We start from the raw sequence: 20,725 nt of genomic DNA, 5'->3' as shown, positions 1-20,725 counted from the left end.
GTCCAGTCGGACCTCACCATCGTTTGAAGGAGTCCGCGTTATGAATTCGAGCGGTCGGAATCGACAGTTCCGGACGGTTGCGGGAGTGAGCGCATTGATGCTCGCCGGAATGTTCGGCACCGCAGCATGTGCAAGTGACGAAACGCAAGATGATGCAGCGGCGGCAGTTTCGTCCACCTCCGCCTTGCCGAGCGACCCGGCGAGCGGCGAGCCGGTGAAGATCGGGTTCGTCTCGACGGAGGGCGGTGCAGCGGTATCACTGCCGGAGATGCGTGAGGGGGCCGAGGCTGCGGTCGAGTACCTGAACAACAACGGTGGCGGACTTGCGGGCCGTCCCGTCGAACTCGTCGTCTGCAAGCAACAGGAGGAACCCACCTCGGCGACAGCCTGTGCGAATCAGTTCGTCGAGCAGAAGGTGGCAGCCGTGCTGTCGCCCGGCACATCCATGGGGCCCGCGATCGTTCCGATCGTCATCGGAGCCGGCATCCCGTACGTCACGCTCAACGGGGTCGCGCCGATCGAGCTGACGTCGCCCGATGTCGCATCGCTCTCCGCCGGTCTGCCCGGAACCCTCACAGCAGCCGCTACGGCGGCGCAGCGAGAAGGAATGTCGTCGTTCACCATGTTCGCCAGTGACGGCGGCGGAATCGCGGCGATGATCGACCAGATGGGTAAGCCGATCTTCGAAGGCTTCGGAGTTCGACTCGACGTGGTTCCCGTCGCTCTGGGCATCCCGGATCCGACCCCTGTCGTCACTTCGGGGCTGGCGAACAACCCCGAAGGCGTCAGCTTCATCGGTGATGCCGCCACCTGCACTTCGGTGCTGAAGGCAGTGCAGACGACGGCGCCGACCGTGAAGAAGGTGCTGATCCCCACCTGTCTGGACGAGAACGTGGTCAAGGCCATCGGCATCGACAACGTGAAGGGCAATATCGGAATCACCGCGACCGACGCGCTGTCGGATCGGCCGGACACCGTGTTGTTCCGCTCGATCCTCGCGGAGTACGCCCCCGATCTTTCCCCCACGGGTTACGGCTCGACCGGCTACCAGACGGTGATGGCTCTTGCCGGTGCAACGGACGGCATCGCCGGTGAGGTCGACGCGGCGTCCATCCGTGAAGCGCTTCGCACCAGCGAGAACGTCGAGATGCCTGCAGGCGGTGGAATCACCTTCACCTGCAACGGAACCGCATTCCCGATGATGCCGTCGATCTGCTCGTCGCAGATGCTGATCGGTGAGATCGACGATCAGGGTATCCCCGTCGATCTCACGGTCACGGGCTGACGGACCGGCCGAATCCCACAAGGACACAACATGACCGACCATCTCGCCTATCTCGTACTGGGTCTCGGCAACGGAGCCGTGTACGCAGCAATCGGGCTGGCACTCGTGATGACGTTCAAGAGTTCCGGCGTCGTCAACTTCGCCACCGGTGCCGTGGCCCTCTACACCGCCTACACCTATGCGTTGTTGCGTACGGGTGAGCTGATGGTCCCGATCCCGGGACTGCCCCGAACGGTCGACCTCGGTGGACCGCTCGGGGTCGCCCCGGCGATGGCCCTGTCGCTCGCGATTGCGGCGCTGCTCGGCCTGGTCTTCTATGCACTGATCTTCCGGCCGCTTCGTGACGCACCGGTGATCGCCAAGGCCGTGGCGTCCATCGGTCTGATGATCGTGCTGCAGGCATTGATCGCCCTGCGTGTTGGAACCGAGATCGTAGCTGTGGAACCGATCTTCGCTCTCGACAGCATCACCATCGGTGCCCGGCAGGCGCCGACCGACCGGATCTGGCTGGCTGCCACGATCATCGCGATAGCTCTGGTGGCCACACTGGTGTTCCGGTTCAGTCGCTTCGGGATCGCGACGGAGGCTGCGGCCGAGTCGGAGAAGGGCGCCTACCTGACGGGCCTTTCGCCGGATCGGATCGCGTTCAGCAACTGGGCGCTGTCGTCCGTGGTGGCCGGCCTCGGCGGCATCCTCATAGCGCCGATCGTGGCCCTGAATCCTGTCGCGTACTCGATGTTCATCGTTCCCGCCCTTGCCGCGACCCTCGTCGGGAACTTCCGGTCGATCTGGCTGACCGTGGTTGCGGGAATCGTGATCGGGGCACTGCAAGCGGAGACCACGAACCTGCAGGCCACCTTCGACTGGTTCCCGCGTGCGGGTGCGGCCGAGGCCATCCCGCTGTTGCTGATCCTCGTCTTCCTCGTCTTCAAAGGACGACCGCTGCCCGATCGCGGCAGTATCGTCCGTCAAAGACTCGGCCACGCGCCTCGTCCCGAGCGGATCCTCGCTCCCGCGCTCGTGGCCGTCGCGATCGCCGTCGTCGCGCTGCTCGTCACCGGAGGTAGTTATCGCGCCGCGATCATCAGCAGCATCATCTTCGCCGTGATCGCACTGTCCCAGGTGGTGGTCACCGGCTATACGGGGCAGGTGTCGCTGGCGCAACTCACGCTCGCGGGAGTGGGTGCCTACTCGATCAGTGTCCTCAACACGCATCTCGGGATCCCGTTCCCGTTCGCGCCGCTCATCGGTGCGCTGTTCGCAATGGTGATCGGCATCGTGATCGGGCTGCCGGCTCTCCGGGTGCGCGGTCTGCCCCTCACGGTGGTCACGCTGGCGCTGGCGGTCTTCCTGGAAGCATTCTGGTTCCGGAATCCGCAACTCAACGGCGGTGTCGCGGGAGCCCCCGTCGACAGCCCGCGGTTGCTCGGAATCGATCTGGGGATCGGTGCGGGGGAGGGCTATCCACGACTCGCCTTCGCCCTGATGTGTCTGGCGGTGCTCGTCGCAGCGGCGCTCGGGGTGGCATGGCTGCGACGCAGTCGCCTGGGGACCGACATGCTCGCGGTCCGAGCGAACGAGCGGTCTGCCGCGGCATCCGGAATCGACGTCCCCCGCACCAAGCTGGCGGCATTCGCCATCGGTGCCTTTCTTGCCGGACTCGCCGGATCCCTCATGGCGTATCAACAGACGCTGGCGACACCGGAACCGTTCACGGTGTTCCTCGGAATCACCCTGTTCGCGATCATGTACATCGCCGGCATCACGTCGATCACGGGTGCCGTGTCGGCCGGGATCATAGCGCCGGGTGGACTGTTGTTCCTGCTCGTCGACCGATTCCTGCACATCGGTGACTACTACGCGGTGATCAGCGGAATTCTGCTCATCGTCACGATCATGGTCAATCCGGACGGTATCGCCGGGAAGTTGCCACGGATCCCCTGGCCGTCGAGACGGAAGACGTCCCTCGACGGAACAGCGGACACCCGCGAGGTCGAACCGGTGGCCGCGCAGGTGCCGACGTCGAAGACGGGTGCCCCGCCCCTGTCGGTGCAGAACCTCGATGTGAAATACGGCGCAGTGCACGCGGTGTCCGGGGTTTCCTTCGAGGTCCGTGCCGGAGAGATCGTGGGGCTCATCGGCCCGAACGGCGCGGGAAAGACCACCGTCATCGACGCCGTCACCGGGTTCGCGCCGGCGACCGGTGCCGTCCTCCTGGACGGGAAGGACGTCAGCGACCTGCGGCCCTACCGTCTCAGCCGGAGAGGGCTCGGCCGCAGTTTCCAGGATGTCGAACTGTACGACGACCTGTCGGTCGTCGAGAACGTGACCGTCGGTGCGGCGAGAGGACACGAGTCCTCCGCGGTAGCGGTCTCGGAGCGAGTGCGTACCGTCCTCGACACGGTGGGTCTCGGAGAGGTCGCGGACGCCGAGGTGTCGACCCTGTCCCAGGGCAGGCGCCAGTTGGTGTCGGTGGCGCGCGTGCTGGTCTCGTCGCCGAAAGTGGCACTGCTCGACGAACCGGCCGCAGGCCTCGACAGCTCCGAGAGCCGCTGGCTCGGTGACCGGCTTCGCGCCGCTCGCGACGCCGGTACGTCGATCCTGCTCGTCGATCACGATATGGAACTCGTCCTCACGATCTGCGACCGCGTCGTCGTCCTGGATCTGGGGCGGGTGATTGCGTGCGGTACACCGGAGGAAGTCCGATCCGACGAAGCTGTGATCAGCGCGTATCTCGGCCTCTCCCCGGATCCGGCGGCTCCCGGGCACGACGCGATTCCCGAGTCGGCAGCCGCACCGACCCATGATCCCCAGGAGGCGCTCTCGTGAGCGGACTGACGATTCGGAATCTCTCGACGGGTTACCTGCCGCAGCGTCCCTGTGTCCGGGACGTCGACCTGCGAGTGGAGAAGGGGACGATCACCTGCCTGCTCGGACCGAACGGGGCCGGCAAGACCACGTTGTTGCTCTCCCTCGCCGGGTTGATACCCCGGTTCAGCGGCGACGTGGTCGTGGACGGACTCGATGTGGTTCCGGGCCGGCCACGTGACGCCGTGCGTTCGGGAATGGTGCTCGTCCCCGACGACCGGGCACTCTTCCGGGAACTGAGCACGATCGACAATGTCCGGCTCGCAGTACACGAGCGCCGTCGCCGTTCCGGCGCCGTCGACGAGATGCTCGAGTATTTTCCCGCGTTGGAAAAGCGGCTCCGTGTGGCGGCGGGTCGCCTGTCGGGTGGCGAGCAGCAGATGCTGGCCATCGCCCGGGCGATTCTCCAGCAACCCAAGGTTCTGTTGATCGACGAACTGAGTATGGGCCTCGCACCCGTGATCGTCGACGAGATCCTTTCGGTGCTACGGAGGTTGGTGCAGGAGCGGGAGATGTCCGTGCTTCTCGTCGAACAGCACGTGCGCCTTGCGCTCGACGTCGCCGACCGTGCCGCCGTACTGGTGCACGGGTCGGTGGTGCTGTCGGAGGCAGCAGCGACTCTCGCGGCGGATCCCGGCCGGATCGAACATGCCTACCTGGGGTCCGTGCAGCACAACGGCTCCGTGCAGCACAACGGCAAGGAGAGCCGGACCACCGCGGACACGTGATCCGAAGACGAACCACATTCGGTCTCCCGCTGTGCGGTCGGCTCCGAACATCCGAGGACGTCTGGCCGGTAGACGAAGAGACGGGTGGTGTCGCGCGGTGCGCCACCGGACAGGGAAAGGTGTCGCATGCGGTTGGACGGGAAGGTCGTCGTCGTCACGGGAGCCGGCAACGGTATCGGACGACAGACAGCGTTGACGTTGCTCGAGCGGGGAGCCAGGGTCGCGCTCGTCGATCTGAAAGGGGAGTGGTTGCGCGAAACGCAGGTGCTCGCCGGTGACCGGGGCGCACAGGTCTCGCTGCACGTCGTGGACGTCACGGATCGGGTGGCGGTGGATGCGTTGCCCGCAGCCGTCCTCGCCGAACACGGACGGATCGACGGCCTCGTCAACATTGCCGGCGTCATCCACCGGTTCGTCCCGGTTCTCGAGCTCGAGCGGAGCGAGATCGAACGTGTTCTGCAGGTCAATCTCTGGGGTGTCGTCAACATGTGCCTGGCGTTCGTGCCCGAGCTCCGGCAGCGACCGGAGGCCTCGCTGGTGAACATCGCCAGCCTGTCCGGTCTCGTCCCGTTCGCCGGACAGACGGTTTACAGCGCCTCCAAGGGGGCGGTCAAACAGTTCAGCGAGGGCCTGTACCAGGAACTCTCGGATACCGGTGTGGTGGTCACGACGGTTTTCCCGGGCAACATCAGTACGAATCTCAGCGGCAACTCGGGCGTGAAGATGATCGACGCGGGTGGTCGTAAGGTGCGTGCGACGACGCCCGAGCGGACGGCGGAGCTGATCGTCTCCGGGATGGAGAAGGGCAGCTTCCGCGTGGTCATCGGCCAGGACGCGAACGTCCTCGATCGACTCGTCCGTCTCGTGCCCCGGTGGACGACGAATCTCGTCGCCAGGCAGATGAAGAATGTGCTCCGGACGCACCCGGAAGGAAGCTGACCGCTCAGCGGGATGCACCCCGTACAGGCGATTTTCCGGGACCTAGGGTCCCTCATGAACGCAGTTGTGACGTAGTTCACGGCCCTGTGGGTCGTTCTCGTCACGTTGGCAGAACCACCGTGGACACCTTGCGCCCGGTCCCTCTCACTGGAAGGCACGACATGACCAACGTAGTTGCCGACACCGCCGCCGCTGTCGCAGAGGCGAAGGCGCGCATCGTCGAACCCCGCAAGATCGCGAGCGGGTTCTCGTGGCCCGAGTGCCCGCGCTGGCACGACGGCGCCCTCTGGTTCACCGACATGTACACCTCGACACTGAAAACCCTCGACGCCGACGGCAACGCAACGGTCGTCGTGGACGCGTCGGGCCGTCGTGCAGGGACCGACGTTCCGATCCACCTCGGCGGTTTCGGATGGCTCCCGGACGGCCGGCTGATCGTCACCTCCATGCGTGAGAAGCTCGTCCTCGTCCACGGCGGGAAGGGACCCGACGACCTCGAGGTACTCGCCGATGTCTCCGCACTCGCGCCGGCCCCCATCAACGACATGGTCGTCGATGCGGAGGGCCGCGCATACGTCACCCAGCTCGGATTCGACCTGTTCGCCGGTGCCGAGCCGGTGGCGTCCCCGATCATCGTCGTCGAGCCCGACGGGACCGTGTCCACCGCCGATGAGGTCGGACCGCTCATGTGCGCCAACGGCATCGCAATCAGTGCTGACGGAACGAAGGTCTTCACTGCAGAGGTGACGGCGCAGAGGCTGACGGTCATCGATCGTGCGGCGGACGGCTCACTGTCCAATCCTCGTCCGTTCGCCGCCTGCCCGTTCCTTCCTGACGGGATCGGACTCGACGCCGAGGGCGGCGTGTGGGCGGCGATGCCCGGCAGCGGTTACGTGGCCCGTTTCACCGAGGACGGCATGACGGATGCCGTTCCGGTCCCGCTCGAGAACGGCGTCGCTTCTGCGTGCCTGCTCGGTGGTCCCGACCGCACCACGCTCTACATGACCGTCGGTGTCGAGGTTTTCGACTTCGAGAAGTCCGCACGAGAAGCGCTGGGAACCATCTGGGTTGCAGACGTTTCCGTGAGCGGCGGCGAAACCCGTCCCTGACCCCGATCACTTCCCACCACATTCGAGGACAAGTCATGACATTGGATTTCAACGACCGCGTGGTCGTCATCACCGGAGCAGGTCGTGGAATCGGCCGCGCTCACGCCGAACTGCTGGCCGCGCGTGGTGCCGCCGTGGTCGTCGGTGATCTCGGTGCCACGATCGACGGCTCCGGGATCGAGGGAGACGACCCGGCAGCGGAGGTCGTCGCGGCGATCACCGCGGCGGGTGGACGTGCCGTCGCATGTGCCGCCGACGTCGCCACGGAGGACGGAGCCAACGCTCTCGTCGACATCGCTGTGTCGGAATTCGGTCGTCTCGACGCCGTCATCAACAACGCAGGAATCGTTCGTACCGGGCGGTTCGACGAGGTTCCGTACGAGGAGTACCAGCGACATCTCGACGTCCACTACTTCGGTGCGCTCCGGTTGTGCCGCGCGGCGTGGCCGCACCTGCTGAAGTCGCCGGCCGGCCGCGTGGTCAACACCATTTCCCAGGCCATGCTGGGCAATCCCGACATGTCGCACTACGGCGGATCGAAGGGCGCGCTGTTCGGTCTCACCCGCAACCTGGCGGTCGAAGGCCTGGCATCGGGAGTGAAGGTCAACGCCATCGCTCCCGGCGCGGGTACGAGGATGGCCGAGGCCTCGGCGGACACTCTGTCGCCCGAGGTGATGGAGTACATGCGCACGCAGTTGCGTCCCGAGCACGTTGCGCCCGTCGCGGCATATCTCGTCCATCCGGACTGCACCGTCACCGGTGAGGTGTTCAACGTCGCCGGCGGCATCGTCAATCGTCTCGCTCTGGTCAACACCGTAGGTATTCACGACCCCGGCTTGACGGTGGAGACCGTGGCCGAGCGGTTCGAGGACATCATGGCAATCACCGCCGATGCCGTGCCACAGGTCGTCGCCCCGGCGGAAGTTCCCGCCTCGTCCTGAGCAAGACTCACGACATCGGTTCAGCCCCAGGAGAATTACAGTGAGCTCAACGGAAACCTCCACGACTCCCACCGATCAGGTAGTCGACACTTCCTACCCGTTCGCGGCCGTCCCGCCGCAGGACGCCGTCCAGCGATATGTCGCCATCTCGGCCGAGCGGCCCATGACCAAGATGACGATGCCGATCGGTGGCGACGTCTGGGTCATCCATCGGAACGCTGCAGCGCGAGACATGCTCAGCGATCCCCGGTTCGTTCGGAAGCCATTCCGGACCGGTGAGCGGGCCGTGCCCTACTTCGTGGAGTTCCCGGACTTCCTGAAGTCCACGATCCAGTTCGAGGATCCGCCGCACCACACCAAGCTCCGCAAGCTCGTACAGAAGTCGATCTCCCCGAAGCGTGTGCGCGCCATGCGGGAATCGGCGGTCGAGTTCGCGAACGAGCTCATCGACGCCATGGTGGCCAAGGGTAACTCGGCGAATCTGGTGAACGACTACGCCGTGGCATTGCCGATCCAGATGCTGTCCAACCTGCTGGGCGTTCCGCCGGAGGACCGACCGAAGTTCCAGAAGTGGAGTGCCGCCACGCTCGCGGTGGCGAACATGCCCGAGGACGAGGTCGTGCAGAACATGACCGAGCTCTTCATGTATCTGACCGCGCTGATCGAAGACCGGCGCAAGAATCCCCGGGAGGATCTCCTCAGCGATCTGGCCAACGCGCCGGACAAGGACGATTCGCTCACCGACGGCGAAATCCTGCCCATCGCGATGATCCTGATCGTGGCAGGATTCGACAACACGGCGAACTTCATCTGTTCCGGGGTCCTGTCGCTCCTGAAGAACCCCGACCAGCTGGCGGTTCTTCTCGAGGATGTCGACGCCGTGGCACCCACCGCAGTCGAGGAGATCCTTCGCAACGGCCGGATGGCCATCTACGACACGGTAGCGGGAGGCGGTGGGCTGGTTCCGTTCGTGGCCACCGAGGACGTGGAGATCGACGGCCAGGTCATCGCCGAGGGCGAAGCGGTGCTCGTGGATCCCGCTTCGGTCAATCACGACGCGGTCGCGGTCGCAGACCCCGGTACCTTCGACGTGCGTCGGAAGGACAATCCGCATCTCACACTGAGCTACGGTTTGCATCACTGCCTCGGAGCGCCACTGGCACGAATGGAGATGCAGGTCGCGATCAGCGAACTGTTCAAGAGATTGCCGGATCTCAGGCTCGCGGGTGAGGCTGTGGTGGACGACGACAACCTCACACAGCCCATCACCGTTCTCCCGGTCACCTGGTAGGGATTCGACATGCCCAAAGTCTTCTATGTCCAGCCCGACGGAACGGAACGCGTGATCGACGGTGTGGCCGGCGATTCCGTGATGTCGACTGCCGTCCGTAACGGTGTGGCCGGAATCGTGGGGCAGTGCGGTGGGTCGCTCTCGTGCGCGACCTGCCATGTCTACCTCGCTGCGGAGGACCAACAGCATTTCGATGCTCCTTCGGAGGACGAGGACGACATGCTGGACTGCACCGCCAGCGATCGCGAGGACTCGTCGCGGCTGTCGTGCCAGCTGATTCTCAGCGAGGGTGTCGATCTGCACGTGACGATTCCGGATGAGCAGGCGTGAGATGACCGGACACGGGGAAGGCGCCGACGGACTGCCACGCAGTGTGGTGGTCGTCGGCGCCTCGCACGCGGCGGTGCAACTGGCCGATCGACTCAGGCTCGGTGGGTACACCGGGCCTCTGACGTTGATCGGCGACGAGACGCACCCGCCCTACCACAGGCCGCCGCTGTCGAAGGCGTGGCTGAAGGGGGAGTCGACGCCGGACCAGCTGGTGCTGCGCGCCGCGGAGCACTACTCGGACAACGAGATCGAAATGCTTCTGGGGACGACGGTTCAGCGGGTCGAGCATGACGGCGACGGCGTCGCGCTGCATCTCCAGCGATCCGATGGGTCCGTCGAGACGCGCACGTTCGATCGACTCGTGCTCGCCACCGGCGCTCGGGCGCGGCGATCGGACATTCCGGGTTCCGATCATCCGGATGTCCTGGTGCTGCGTGAACTCGACCATGCGCAGCGGCTGGCGGACCGTGTTGCCGCCGGGTCGGTGGTGGTCATCGGAGGTGGTTTCGTCGGTCTCGAGGTCGCCGCCACACTCCGGGGACTGGATGTCGCTGTCACGGTCGTGGAGGCGGGCCGGCAGTTGATGGGCCGTGCGGTCGGACCAGGAACGGCCGAGTTCCTGCTCGCGGCGCACCGCGAGATGGGTGTGGACGTCATCCTCGATGCGAAACCCGTCGAGATCGCACTCGACGGTGACCGGGTACGTGCGGTCCGTCTCGACGACGGTCGCGAGATCGCCGCAGCGACAGTGCTCGTGGGTATCGGTGCGGAGCCACGCACCGAACTCGCCGAGCAGCTCGGACTCGCCTGTGACCGTGGCATCGTGGTGGACGAACGTTGTGCGACCTCGGACGGGCACATCCTCGCCATCGGCGACTGCACCGTGCAGGAGACGGGCGGGGGAGCGCGGGTGCGTCTGGAATCCGTCGACAACGCGTGCACGCAGGCCGACACGGCGGCCGCCACGCTGCTCGGACGGGAGGTGCCGGCCCGGCCGGTGCCGTGGTTCTGGTCCGACCAGGGATCGTGGAAGATCCAGATCGCCGGGAGGATCGATGGGCACACGGAGGTGGTGGTCCGTACCGATCCGAGCAAACCGCGTCGCCGCGTCACGCTCTATTTCGAGGACGACCAACTGCTCGCTGCCGAGTGCGTCAATGCGCCCGCCGACTTCGTCGCATTGCGGTCGGCGCTCGCGCGCGGGTACCGCCCGTCCCGAGAACTGTTCGCGGACGAGACGGTTCCGTTGAAGAAGCTGTTGAGCGCCGTCCGTTCGGCATGAGGTGACCGACGAGCCGGCCCGGTGAGCATACGCGCCGGGCCGGTTGTCATGTGTGGAAGACGCGAGTTACGAGCCCTCGCGAGTGGTGTTCCGCAGCAGCATGTTCGTCCCCGCTTCGCCACCGCGCCGATGCTCGTTCATCAACGCGATCAGGCGCTCGTTGTCGTGATCGGCAAGCGCGTCGATCATGGCATCGTGTTCTGCTATCACGCGTCGTCGTACCTCGGCATCGAAGAGATAGGCCGCGTGATACGGCATCGCGAGGCGCCACAATCGGCGGATCTCCGACACGACCAGACCCAGCGGGGAACGGTCGAACATCGCGAAGTGGAAGTCCTGGTTCGCCAGGCGCATCTCGAGCAGATCCCCGCGTTCCGCCGCCTCCGCGACGCGCTCGCCCAGCATACGGATCTCGGCGAGCGCGTCGGCGTCGAACACGGGAAGGGACGCCAATACCTCCCGCTCGAGCGCATGGCGCATCAGATAGATCTGATCGAACTCGGACTGTTCGAGCCTGACGACCGTGTACCCGACGTTGCGACGGTGTTCGACGAGACCCTGCGAGGCGAGCTGGCGGAGTCCTTCCCGGATCGGGAGCCGGCTGACTCCCAGACGTTCGGCCATCAGTTCCTGCCGGACCGGCTGGCCGGGCAGCAGGTCGCCGGTGACGATCAGCCGCTCGATCTCGGTTGCGACCCATTCGGCGCCACGAACGGCCGGGGAAGGACCGGTTCCGGCGCTGTCACCCGCCCGCGTCGATCGTCGGCTCACCTCGTTCCTTCCTGCAGTCTCGCTCCGAGTCGTTTACGGCCGGCCCGGTCGTGAACGCCCCAACGCACCCGCGGCGCGCAGCGCGTCGACGGCCTCCATGCTGTACCCCATCGAGTGGAGCACCGCCGCGGTGTCCGTTCCGAGAGGAACTGCTGTCCGGGGTGTGCGTGTCGCGGTTCGTCCGAGCTTTATCGGCACACCCAGGCCACGATAGTCGACGGTGTCGATGAAGAGCCCACGGTGAACGGTCTGGGGAGCGGTCAGGGCCTGGTCGACGGTGTTGACCGGGCTGGCGGCGACACCGGCGCGTTCGAGTTCGGCCGCAAGGTCGTCGCGTTTCCACCCGGCGACGAGTTCACCGAGCAGAGCGGCGAGGTCGTCGCGGTTCTGCGAACGCACGCCGTTGGAGGCGAATCGTGGATCATCGGCGAGGTCCGGTCTGCCCAGGACGGTGACCAAGGAACGGAACTGCCGGTCGTTGGCCGCGCTGACGAAGAAGTCGCCGTCGAGGGCGGCGAACACCTGGTACGGCACGACCGTCGGGTGGTAGTCGCCGGTGCGCTGAGGCACCTTCCCGCTCGAAACCCAGTTCGAGGCGTGGGGGTGCAGGAGCGAGATCACCGAGTCGAGAAGGGTGATGTCCACGAGCTGCCCGCGCCCGCTGCTGTCCCGTTCCCTGAGCGCGAGCAGAATACCGCTGACAGCCATGTGGGACGCCACGATGTCGACGATCGGAACTCCGACACGCAAGGGATTGCCGTCGGGATAACCGTTGACGCTCATCAAGCCACCGAAGGATTGCAGCACCGCGTCGTATCCGGGTAGTCCGCCCATCGGACCGTCGACACCGAAGCCGGTCACTCTGCAGTACACCAGACGGGGGTTCTCCTCGGCGAGCACGGTCTCGTAGTCGAACCCCCAACGAGCCATCGTGCCGGCCTTGAAGTTCTCGATCACCACGTCGGCGCCACGCAGCAGATGCGAGAGCACCTCACGGCCCGCATCCGTCCGGAGGTCGAGACAGATGTTGTCCTTGCTGTGATTGAGACCGGCATAGTATGCGCTGCTCTCGCCCGAATCGTCGAAAGGCGGTCCCCAGCCGCGGGTTTCGTCGCCCGACGGTGCTTCCACCTTGATCACCTCGGCGCCGTGGTCGGCGAGAGTCTGGGCGGTATACGGCCCGGCGAGGACCCTGCTGAGATCGAGTACGCGGAGTCCGGCGAGCGCGCCGATTCCGGTGTTCCGATCGGCCGCCCGCCACGCGGCGCGACCGTCGATCACCGAACTGCCGTCGACGGTCGTCGCTGCGGACGTGTGGCCTGGGGAAGTGGAGACGTTCATGCCGGACTCCTGTGCGTTGTCGGTGCGGTGTCGTGCTCTGATCGTGTTCCGGTGACGACATCCCACACGTCGATGCCGTCGTCGAGGATGCGGCGCGCCAGGTCTTCTGCCCAGAACTGTTCGGAGCCGAATCGGTCGCGCCAGCTCCACAACGCGGTGGTGAAACGGCCGAGGCTGTGTTCGGAGGTCGTGCCGATGGCACCGTGGATCTGATGGCCGGCAGCAGCGACGGAGTGCGCGGACATCGCGGTCACCACCTTCGCGGCTGCTGTCGTGAGCCGGCCGATCTCCGGGTCGGCGTACGTGGCGATCGCGGAGTCGACGGCGATCTCCATCATCGTGGTCCGGGCGGCGAGCTGCGCGAGTTGTTGCTGAACGGCTTGGAATTTCGCGAGCGGGCGTCCGAATTGGGTGCGCTCGGACGCGTAGCGGACGGTGTGATCCCGTACTGCCGCGGCCGCAGCCGCCGTGGAGGCCGCGTAGGCCAGAGCGCCACGGTGCAGGAATCCGGTGAGGGAAACCGGTGAACTCCCGTGGAATGCGACGGGTGCATCCCGGAAGACGATGTCGGCGTAGGACACACCGGTCAGGTCGGTTTCGGCCGAGATCTCGGCGCCGCTCCCGGACATGGCCACGACGGCGACCGAGGAACCGTCCGCGCCGGGTTCCGGGGGGAGGATCACGACGAGGGTGTCGGCGTCGGCCGCGTAGGGCACGCCTGTCACCGCGCCGTCGAACAGCAGGGTGTCGCCGTGACGGTGGATCGAACAGTGCGCATCACCTTCTGCCACGGTCGCGATCTCGGAGGTCAGCACGTGCCCCGCTGTGGCAGCGAGCCAGGCTGCGAGGATGCCGTGCTCGACGAGGGGCACCAGTGCGCCGTGCCGCGCTGCGGTCGTCACGACTGCGAGTGCGTCGCCGAGTGCCGCGCCACCCCCACCGGCAGCTTCCGGTACGCCGACGGTGACGAAGCCGCCGTCCGCAAGGTGCGTCCAGAGGGCGCCGGACATGCCTTCGGCCGGCGTCTCCGGATCGACACCCACGTGCTCGATGATCGCCGCGGTGGTCTCCGCCAGCTCGGTGGTGAACTCGCTCATCGAACCCCCAATCCGCGCGCGACGATCCCGCGCAGAATTTCGTTGGTACCACCCCTGAGGGTGAACACGGGTGTGTGCAGAACGCTGTGGGCCAGCATGCGCGCGAGCGAATCGGCTCCACCGCGCCGGGCGACGAGGGCGCTCGAGGCTCGCACGGCTTCCACCAGATCGCCCTCGAAGGTCGACCCGACATCCTTGACCATCGCTGCGAGTACGTCCGGCTTACGGCCGGCCGTGAGCTCGGCCGCAACCCGCAAGGACATCCGGCGTAATGCCCAGGCTCGTGCTGTGAGAGTGCCCAGCGTCTGTCGCTGTCCGGGCGTGGCCCCGGTCGCCGCGAGGTGCGCTGCCCATGCGCGCAGCAGGGGCATCGTGCTCAGATAGCGCTCGGGACCGGATCGTTCGAAGGCGAGTTCGCCCATGACCTGTGCCCAGCCGTTTCCACGCTTGCCGAGCAGGGCCGCCGCAGGCACCTGCGCGCCGTGGAAGACGACCTCGTTGAAATGTGCCTGTCCGTCGATACTCCGCAAGGGGCGGATCTCGATGTCGGGGTGGGGAAGGTCGACGACGAACTGGGACAGACCGCTGTGGCGGTCACCCGGTTGTCCGTCGGTACGGGCGAGCACCACCATGGCATGCGCGAGGTGGGCTCCGGTCGTCCAGACCTTGGTTCCGGTGATCGTCCACGAATCGCCGTTGTCCACGGCGCGGGTGCGCACCGCGGCCAGATCCGATCCTGCGTCGGGTTCGCTCATGCCGATCGCGAAGAACGAACGTCCCGAGGCGATTCCCGGGAGATATCGTCGCTTCTGCTCCTCGGAGCCGTTGGCGAGGATGCTCGGAGCCATCTGGCGGTCGGCGATCCAGTGCGCCGCGACGGGAGCGCCGTGCGCAAGCATCTCCTCGCTGACGACGAAGCGCTCGAGTGGGCTGCGTCCGTGTCCGCCGTACTCCGTGGGAATGGTCATGCCCAGCCAGCCTCGTCCGGCCACGCGAGCGCTGAAGCCGGGGTCGAATCCGGTCATCCAGCTGTCGGTGTCCGGTACGAACCCGCCTGTGGCGCTCTCGTGGGACAGGAAGGCTCGTACTTCGGTACGCAGGTGCTCGAACCCGGATTCGATCCCGTCGAGGTGCTCGGTCCCCGTGACGGTCATGAGCGGCTCGGTCCTCGCGACGACCACGATGCCCGGCCCTTGCGGGCCATCGACCACATCTGTACGCCGCGTTCGATCTCCAGCGCCGATTCCCAGCTCACGGCGGGCGGTCCCAATTCGAGGCGTGCGCTCGTCATGATGCGTCGGGTCAGTTCGGGATCGGCGGCGGCCGTGCGGGTCAACTCCTCGACGGTGCCCGGTATGTCTTCGGCGGCCACCGCGGTGTAAGCGAGTCCTCGCGCCACGGCTTCGGACCCGTTCAGGGACTGGCCGCATGCGGCGAGTGCGATCGCCCCCGACCAGCCCATCGCGCGTCCCAGCAGGGAGATGTGGCCACCACCGGGATGGATGCTCCGGGCGGAGAAACCGCTGTCGAGGACGGTGTCGGGCGTGACCACCATGATGTCGGCGGCCATGGCGAGGTTCAGGCCTGCCCCGACAGCGCCGCCGACCACGACGGCGATCGTCGGTACCGGTAGCGATCCGATCCGCACGAAGGCGTTGTAGACCGCCGATGTGCGTTGCACTGCTTCGGGAGATGCCGGATCCGCAGACGAGGATGCGAGGTCGCGAGTGTCGGCACCGCTGCAGAAATAGCTGCCGCGGGCGTCGATCACCACGGCGCCGATGGCCGTGTCGGATTCGACCCGGTCGCAGAAGGCTGCGATCTCGGCGGCCATCTCCAGGGTGATCGCATTCTTGCGGCGCGGATTGTTCAGGGTCAGGCGGGCGACGCCGTCTGCGACGGAGCAGAGAATCGGTTCGGCCGGGCCTGCGCCCAGGTCCGAATCGGGTGAGATCTGGGTCATGCGGGAGACCCTAACAGATACGCAGCGTTTATTGGATCCAATATCTGTTGACAAAAAATGGTCGACTGTTGTGCACTGGGCCACACCACGATTCGTCGAATCTTGTCGACGGGAAGGAGTACCTGTGTTCAGTCTTACCGGACGCATCGCGCTCGTCAGCGGTGCCGGTCAGAGTGTCGGTGAAGGAATCGCGAAGGTCCTTGCACGGCAGGGGGCGTCAGTCATCGTCAACGACCTGTTCGCAGATCGGGCCGAGAAGGTCGCCGCGTCGATCGTCGAGGAGGGGAACGCGGCGGTCGCAGCGGCGTTCGACGTCACCGACTACGACGCCACGCTCGAACACGTACGAGCGGCGGAGAAGGAACTCGGCGGCCACGTCGACATCGTCGTCAACAATGCGGGCGTCGCGGAAGGACGCGTGATCAAACCGTTCCGCGAGTTGTCGCCCGAGGAGTGGCGCGCTCCGATCGATCTCAACATCTACGGCGCGATGAATTGCATCAAGGTCGCCATCGACGGGATGTGCGATGCCGGCTGGGGCCGGGTCGTCCAGATCTCGTCGGGTTCCGCACGCACGGGTCAGAACATCAATCAAACGATGTACGCCACGGGTAAGAGCGGTATCGAAGGGTTCATCCGTCACCTGGCGGCCGAGACCGGACAGTATGGTGTGACCGCGAACATCGTGGCACTGGGTCATCAGAAGAATCTCGAGGACAAGATGAGTCCGGAGATGATCGAGCAGATCCTCCGGACCATCCCGATCGGCCGCCTGGGAGATCCCATCGAGGTCGGCGCGTTCTGCGCCTACCTGGCTTCGAACGAGGCCGGCGGAATCACCGGTCAGACGCTGGACTTCAACGGCGGGTCCCAAACACGATGACCGTACAGAGTCCGGATACGCAGACGTTGCTCTCACTCACTGCGCTGAGAGTCGCCGACCTGGAAAGGTCGGCCGAATTCTACATCCGGGGATGCGGATTCGTGCACGACAAGGATCTGGACACCCCCACCTTTCATGCGTCGATCGTCCGAGCCGGTGCCGCAGGCCTCGAGCTCGTTCTGCCGACAGGCATCGACGGGGAGACCCCGCACGATCACGGCCACATGTTCGTCAAGATCGTGTTGAACACCGACGACGTCGAGGGGAGGATGGCCGACGCATGTCGTCACGGTGGCGTCGAGGAGACACCGGCGACGAAACTCGAGGCCTACGGAATGGTGATCGGCACGGTCCGCGACCCGGACGGCTATCTCGTGGAGTTCGTGCAGCGCGGCTGATCCGAGCTCCTCGATGCGAGGGCCGGCGCGGGGCGCGTATGCCCCGCGCCGGCCGTTGTCGGCTAGTGCCTCGAAAGATCTGTCGCGACGCAGCGCTGCCAGATCTCGCCGGCCAGAACACGCAGGGGCCCGATCATCTTCTGATGATCCAGCACGCTCACGGGGGCGCACACGGACAGCGCTGCAAGGTTCCCGTACATGTGATCGGGCGGACCGATGGACACCCCCACGCAGGCTGTGCCGGGGAATGCCTCCCCGCGGTCGAATGCGGCGCCACGATCACGCACCTGAGCCATCTCGTCGTCGAAGCGACTCCGCCCCGAAGGTGCTGTCACGCAGTCGGTCCGGGCACTGTCCGGAGAAGGCTGGGACGAGACCGCCGAGTACGCCATGATGACCTTGCCCAAGGCGGTCGTGTGGGCCGGCACCCGCTGGCCGACGGCTGTCGGCGTCGACCCCGAGGTGCGTCCGTTCACCTTCGCCAGGTAGACGGTGTCCCCTCGGTCCACGACTCCCAGCTGCACCGTGAACCCGGTGCGATGCGCAAAGGCATGCATGAGAGGGCGCGCATGATGCAGGAGCCGGTTCTGATTGAGTGCCGCCTGACCCATTTCGTACGCCTTCACTCCGAGCTCGTACGTCTGCTCAGGCGATCTGGCGAGCCAGCCCGCATTGGCCAGCTGTTCCAGCAGGCGGTGTGCCGACGATCGGGGGAGCCCGGTGCGCGCTGTGACCTTGGCCAACGTCATCGGGCCCGTGCTCAGCGCCTCCAGGACCAGGGAGATCCGGTCCACGACGGACACGGGCAGCCCATCGGTGCGTGACGTACTCACATTTTCCTCCTGACACCCCCAAGTGTGACGCGCGTCACGGTACCTTCGATGCGTCGCGCGCGGCAACCTCGAGCCGACCGTGCCAGGCGGCCCCTCGTTCGTCGAAACTACCCTCCCGTTCTGCGGGAGACGGACATCACAGCGACGTCCAGGTTCTTGATTCTGGTCACTGTGCGACGGGTGAGTTGTCGCGATCAGCCGACCAGGAGGCACCGTGGGTTCCACAGATACCGAAGATCAGGTCCGCACCATTGATGCCGGCACGCCGCCGGAGCGCTATGCGCGGGGATGGCACTGCCTGGGACTCGTGCGCGACTTCGCGGATGGCAAGCCTCATCAGGTCGACGCGTTCGGGACAGCCCTCGTGGTATTCGCCGGAGAGGACGGCAAGATCAACGTCCTCGACGCCTATTGCAGGCACATGGGCGGAAACCTGGCACAGGGGACCGTCAAGGGCAACACCATTGCCTGTCCGTTCCACGACTGGCGCTGGCGCGGTGACGGCAAGTGCGCCGCGATTCCCTATGCCCGCCGCGTCCCACCGCTTGCTCGCACACGGGCGTGGCCGGTGGCAGAAGTAAGCGGTCAGCTCTTCGTGTGGCACGACCCGCAGGGCAGCAAGCCGCCCGCGGAGCTGGCTGTTCCCGAGATTCCCACCTACGGCGACCCCGGCTGGACCGACTGGGTGTGGAATTCGATCGAGGTGACCGGATCCCACTGCCGTGAGATCGTGGACAACGTCGTCGACATGGCGCACTTCTTCTACGTCCACTACGGAATGCCGACCTATTTCCGCAACGTCTTCGAAGGTCATACGGCGACCCAGGTGATGCGGTCGCGGCCCCGGGCCGATGCAGTCGGTGTCAGCCAGACCACCAATTACAGTTCCGAAAACATGTCCGACGCAACCTATTACGGTCCCTCGTACATGATCGACAAGCTGTGGAGCGCCGGCCGTGATCCCGAGTCGACGCCGAACATCTACCTGATCAACTGCCATTACCCGATTTCTCCGACCGCCTTCCGCCTGCAGTACGGCGTGATTGTGGAAAGGCCGGACGGGATGCCTCCGGAGCAGGCGGAGCAGATCGCCCAGGCCGTCGCCCAGGGCATCGCGATCGGATTCGAGCAGGACGTCGAGATCTGGAAGAACAAGTCGCGGATCGACAATCCCCTGCTGTGTGAGGAGGACGGTCCCGTCTACCAATTACGGCGGTGGTACGAACAGTTCTACGTCGACGTCGAGGACATTCGACCCGAAATGGTCAACCGCTTCGAGTACGAGATCGACACCACGCGCGCACTGACGAGCTGGCAGGCCGAAGTCGACGAGAACGTCGCTGCCGGACGTAGCGCCTTCGCCCCGAACCTCACCCGGGCTCGTGAGACGGCCTCCGCCGAATCGGGATCCTGACCCCCAGTTCCGCATCACTACATACCCTCCTGGAGAAACCATGAGTTACGAAGTGCTCGACAACATCGTCGCGATCGCCGACGAGATCCGAGCGGGGGCCGACGACTCCGACCAGCTCGGTCGGCTGACGAACGACATGGCCGCAGGTCTCCGGCAGTCCGGCATCATCCGGCTGCTGCAGCGGAAGAAGTACAACGGGTACGAAGCACACCCTCGTGAGTTCGCCGAGACGGTGATGAAGACCGCGAGCATCTACGGTTCTGCAGGATGGGTCGGAGGGATCGTCGGTGTCCACCCGTGGCAGCTCGCCTTCGCCGACCCCAAGGTGCAGGACGAAGTGCTCGGCACCGACGCCGACACCTGGCAGGCGTCTCCCTACATGCCCGGGGGTATCGCAGTTCCCGTCGACGGTGGATACCGGATGTCGGGACGGTGGCAGTTCTCGTCCGGAACCGATCACTGCGACTGGATCTTCCTCGGCGCGATGGCCGGCGGTGAGGACGGCGCCCCCATCATGCCGCCCGTCAGTCTGCACGTGATCCTCCCGCGTTCCGATTACGAGATCGTCGACGACTCGTGGGATGTCGTCGGTCTTCGTGGCACGGGCAGCAAGGACATCGTGGTGAAGGACGCGTTCATTCCCGAGTACCGGGTGATGGACGGTGGAGCGGTGATCGACGGGACAGCGGCCAAGGAGTACGGCGTCACCGAGACCCTGTACCGGATGCCGTGGTCGACGATGTTCCCGCTCGGCATCACCTCCGCCACCATCGGGATCTGTGAAGGCGTGCTCGCGGCCGGTGTCGACTATCAGCGCGGCCGTGTGGGTGCGGCGGGAACGGCGATCAAGGACGATCCGTACGTCCTGCATGCACTCGGTGAAGCGGCCGCAGAGATCGACGCGGCCCGCCAGCAACTCCTGGCGAACGTCGATCGCATCTGGGATCTCGTCGACTCCGGCAAAGAGGTCGACTTCGAAACCCGTGCCATGTCGCGGCGCAATCAGGTGCGTTCCGCCTGGCGGGCCGTCCGTGCTGCGGACGAGATCTTCGATCGCTCGGGTGGGAATGCGCTCCGCGTCGACAATCCGTTGCAGCGGTTCTGGCGGGACGCGCACGCCGGCCTGCATCACGCCATCCACGTCACCAGCACCACCTATCACGCGTCGGCCATGGCGTCCCTCGGAATCGACGTTCCGGACGGGCCCCTCCGCGTGATGATCTGACACTTCTTGCGTACTCGAAAGGAATTC

19 protein-coding genes are annotated in these 20,725 nt (G+C 65.7%); 13 read left to right on the top strand and 6 right to left on the bottom strand.

The window, feature by feature from the left end; all coding sequences use genetic code 11:
• Nucleotides 1–40 precede the first annotated feature (40 nt).
• From ACWPOC_RS22125 to ACWPOC_RS22085, 9 genes are all read left to right on the top strand, one after another.
• Entirely contained in the window at nucleotides 41–1,285 is a 1,245-nt protein-coding gene (locus ACWPOC_RS22125) for an ABC transporter substrate-binding protein (protein WP_120280228.1), read from the top strand.
• 30 nt (nucleotides 1,286–1,315) lie between these two features.
• Nucleotides 1,316–4,114 (top strand): ABC transporter permease subunit, encoded by a 2,799-nt coding sequence (locus tag ACWPOC_RS22120; RefSeq protein WP_455409340.1) that lies wholly within the window; start codon nucleotides 1,316–1,318, stop codon nucleotides 4,112–4,114.
• Nucleotides 4,111–4,881 carry an ABC transporter ATP-binding protein gene (locus tag ACWPOC_RS22115; RefSeq protein ID WP_455409339.1) on the top strand — a complete coding sequence of 257 codons (771 nt, stop codon included), beginning with the start codon at nucleotides 4,111–4,113 and terminating at the stop codon, nucleotides 4,879–4,881. Before ACWPOC_RS22120 ends, ACWPOC_RS22115 begins: the two co-directional genes overlap by 4 nt.
• 126 nt (nucleotides 4,882–5,007) lie before the next feature.
• Entirely contained in the window at nucleotides 5,008–5,820 is an 813-nt protein-coding gene (locus ACWPOC_RS22110) for an SDR family NAD(P)-dependent oxidoreductase (RefSeq protein ID WP_455409338.1), read from the top strand.
• Between the two features lie 161 nt (nucleotides 5,821–5,981).
• Nucleotides 5,982–6,929 (top strand): SMP-30/gluconolactonase/LRE family protein, encoded by a 948-nt coding sequence (locus ACWPOC_RS22105; protein ID WP_455409337.1) that lies wholly within the window; start codon nucleotides 5,982–5,984, stop codon nucleotides 6,927–6,929.
• Nucleotides 6,930–6,964: 35 nt separating this feature from the next.
• Nucleotides 6,965–7,870: an SDR family NAD(P)-dependent oxidoreductase gene (locus ACWPOC_RS22100; RefSeq protein ID WP_455409336.1), complete on the top strand. Its 906-nt coding sequence runs from the start codon at nucleotides 6,965–6,967 to the stop codon at nucleotides 7,868–7,870.
• Nucleotides 7,871–7,910: 40 nt separating this feature from the next.
• Nucleotides 7,911–9,161 carry a cytochrome P450 gene (locus ACWPOC_RS22095; protein ID WP_455409335.1) on the top strand — a complete coding sequence of 417 codons (1,251 nt, stop codon included), beginning with the start codon at nucleotides 7,911–7,913 and terminating at the stop codon, nucleotides 9,159–9,161.
• Nucleotides 9,162–9,170: 9 nt separating this feature from the next.
• Nucleotides 9,171–9,491: a 2Fe-2S iron-sulfur cluster-binding protein gene (locus ACWPOC_RS22090; protein ID WP_085469096.1), complete on the top strand. Its 321-nt coding sequence runs from the start codon at nucleotides 9,171–9,173 to the stop codon at nucleotides 9,489–9,491.
• Nucleotides 9,478–10,773: an NAD(P)/FAD-dependent oxidoreductase gene (locus ACWPOC_RS22085; protein ID WP_455409334.1), complete on the top strand. Its 1,296-nt coding sequence runs from the start codon at nucleotides 9,478–9,480 to the stop codon at nucleotides 10,771–10,773. The genes ACWPOC_RS22090 and ACWPOC_RS22085 overlap by 14 nt, the downstream gene beginning before the upstream one ends.
• Before the next feature lie 66 nt (nucleotides 10,774–10,839).
• On the opposite strand, the gene ACWPOC_RS22080 is transcribed toward ACWPOC_RS22085, so the two are convergent.
• From ACWPOC_RS22080 to ACWPOC_RS22060, 5 genes are read right to left on the bottom strand one after another with little or no spacing between them, the layout of a single operon-like run.
• Complete coding sequence (locus ACWPOC_RS22080) at nucleotides 10,840–11,544, bottom strand: GntR family transcriptional regulator (RefSeq protein ID WP_085469094.1); 705 nt, start codon at nucleotides 11,542–11,544, stop codon at nucleotides 10,840–10,842.
• A gap of 33 nt (nucleotides 11,545–11,577) precedes the next feature.
• On the bottom strand, nucleotides 11,578–12,885 hold the full coding sequence (locus ACWPOC_RS22075; RefSeq protein ID WP_120280225.1) for a CaiB/BaiF CoA transferase family protein: 1,308 nt from the start codon (nucleotides 12,883–12,885) through the stop codon (nucleotides 11,578–11,580).
• Nucleotides 12,882–13,982 (bottom strand): acyl-CoA dehydrogenase family protein, encoded by a 1,101-nt coding sequence (locus tag ACWPOC_RS22070; RefSeq protein WP_085469092.1) that lies wholly within the window; start codon nucleotides 13,980–13,982, stop codon nucleotides 12,882–12,884. The genes ACWPOC_RS22075 and ACWPOC_RS22070 overlap by 4 nt, the downstream gene beginning before the upstream one ends.
• Nucleotides 13,979–15,136, bottom strand: coding sequence for an acyl-CoA dehydrogenase family protein (locus tag ACWPOC_RS22065; protein WP_085469176.1), 1,158 nt, complete (start codon nucleotides 15,134–15,136; stop codon nucleotides 13,979–13,981). Before ACWPOC_RS22065 ends, ACWPOC_RS22070 begins: the two co-directional genes overlap by 4 nt.
• A complete protein-coding gene (locus tag ACWPOC_RS22060; RefSeq protein ID WP_085469091.1) occupies nucleotides 15,133–15,945 on the bottom strand; it encodes an enoyl-CoA hydratase-related protein in 813 nt (270 codons plus the stop codon). Before ACWPOC_RS22060 ends, ACWPOC_RS22065 begins: the two co-directional genes overlap by 4 nt.
• A gap of 124 nt (nucleotides 15,946–16,069) precedes the next feature.
• Here ACWPOC_RS22060 and ACWPOC_RS22055 point away from each other — a divergent pair, with 124 nt between their 5' ends.
• Both ACWPOC_RS22055 and ACWPOC_RS22050 read left to right on the top strand, forming a co-directional pair.
• A complete protein-coding gene (locus ACWPOC_RS22055; protein ID WP_085469090.1) occupies nucleotides 16,070–16,828 on the top strand; it encodes an SDR family NAD(P)-dependent oxidoreductase in 759 nt (252 codons plus the stop codon).
• A complete protein-coding gene (locus ACWPOC_RS22050) occupies nucleotides 16,825–17,226 on the top strand; it encodes a VOC family protein (protein ID WP_085469089.1) in 402 nt (133 codons plus the stop codon). Before ACWPOC_RS22055 ends, ACWPOC_RS22050 begins: the two co-directional genes overlap by 4 nt.
• A 62-nt stretch (nucleotides 17,227–17,288) precedes the next feature.
• On the opposite strand, the gene ACWPOC_RS22045 is transcribed toward ACWPOC_RS22050, so the two are convergent.
• On the bottom strand, nucleotides 17,289–18,059 hold the full coding sequence (locus ACWPOC_RS22045; RefSeq protein WP_455409333.1) for an IclR family transcriptional regulator: 771 nt from the start codon (nucleotides 18,057–18,059) through the stop codon (nucleotides 17,289–17,291).
• Nucleotides 18,060–18,273: 214 nt separating this feature from the next.
• Between ACWPOC_RS22045 and ACWPOC_RS22040 the strand changes: the two genes are divergently transcribed.
• Together ACWPOC_RS22040 and ACWPOC_RS22035 are read left to right on the top strand one after the other, a co-directional pair.
• A complete protein-coding gene (locus ACWPOC_RS22040) occupies nucleotides 18,274–19,473 on the top strand; it encodes a Rieske 2Fe-2S domain-containing protein (protein WP_085469087.1) in 1,200 nt (399 codons plus the stop codon).
• A gap of 40 nt (nucleotides 19,474–19,513) precedes the next feature.
• Nucleotides 19,514–20,698: an acyl-CoA dehydrogenase family protein gene (locus tag ACWPOC_RS22035; protein WP_085469086.1), complete on the top strand. Its 1,185-nt coding sequence runs from the start codon at nucleotides 19,514–19,516 to the stop codon at nucleotides 20,696–20,698.
• Nucleotides 20,699–20,725 lie beyond the last annotated feature (27 nt).

This window comes from Rhodococcus sp. 5G237, assembly GCF_053764735.1.
Note: the sequence above shows the minus strand (reverse complement) of the source record. Positions and strands in the feature narration are given on the sequence as shown.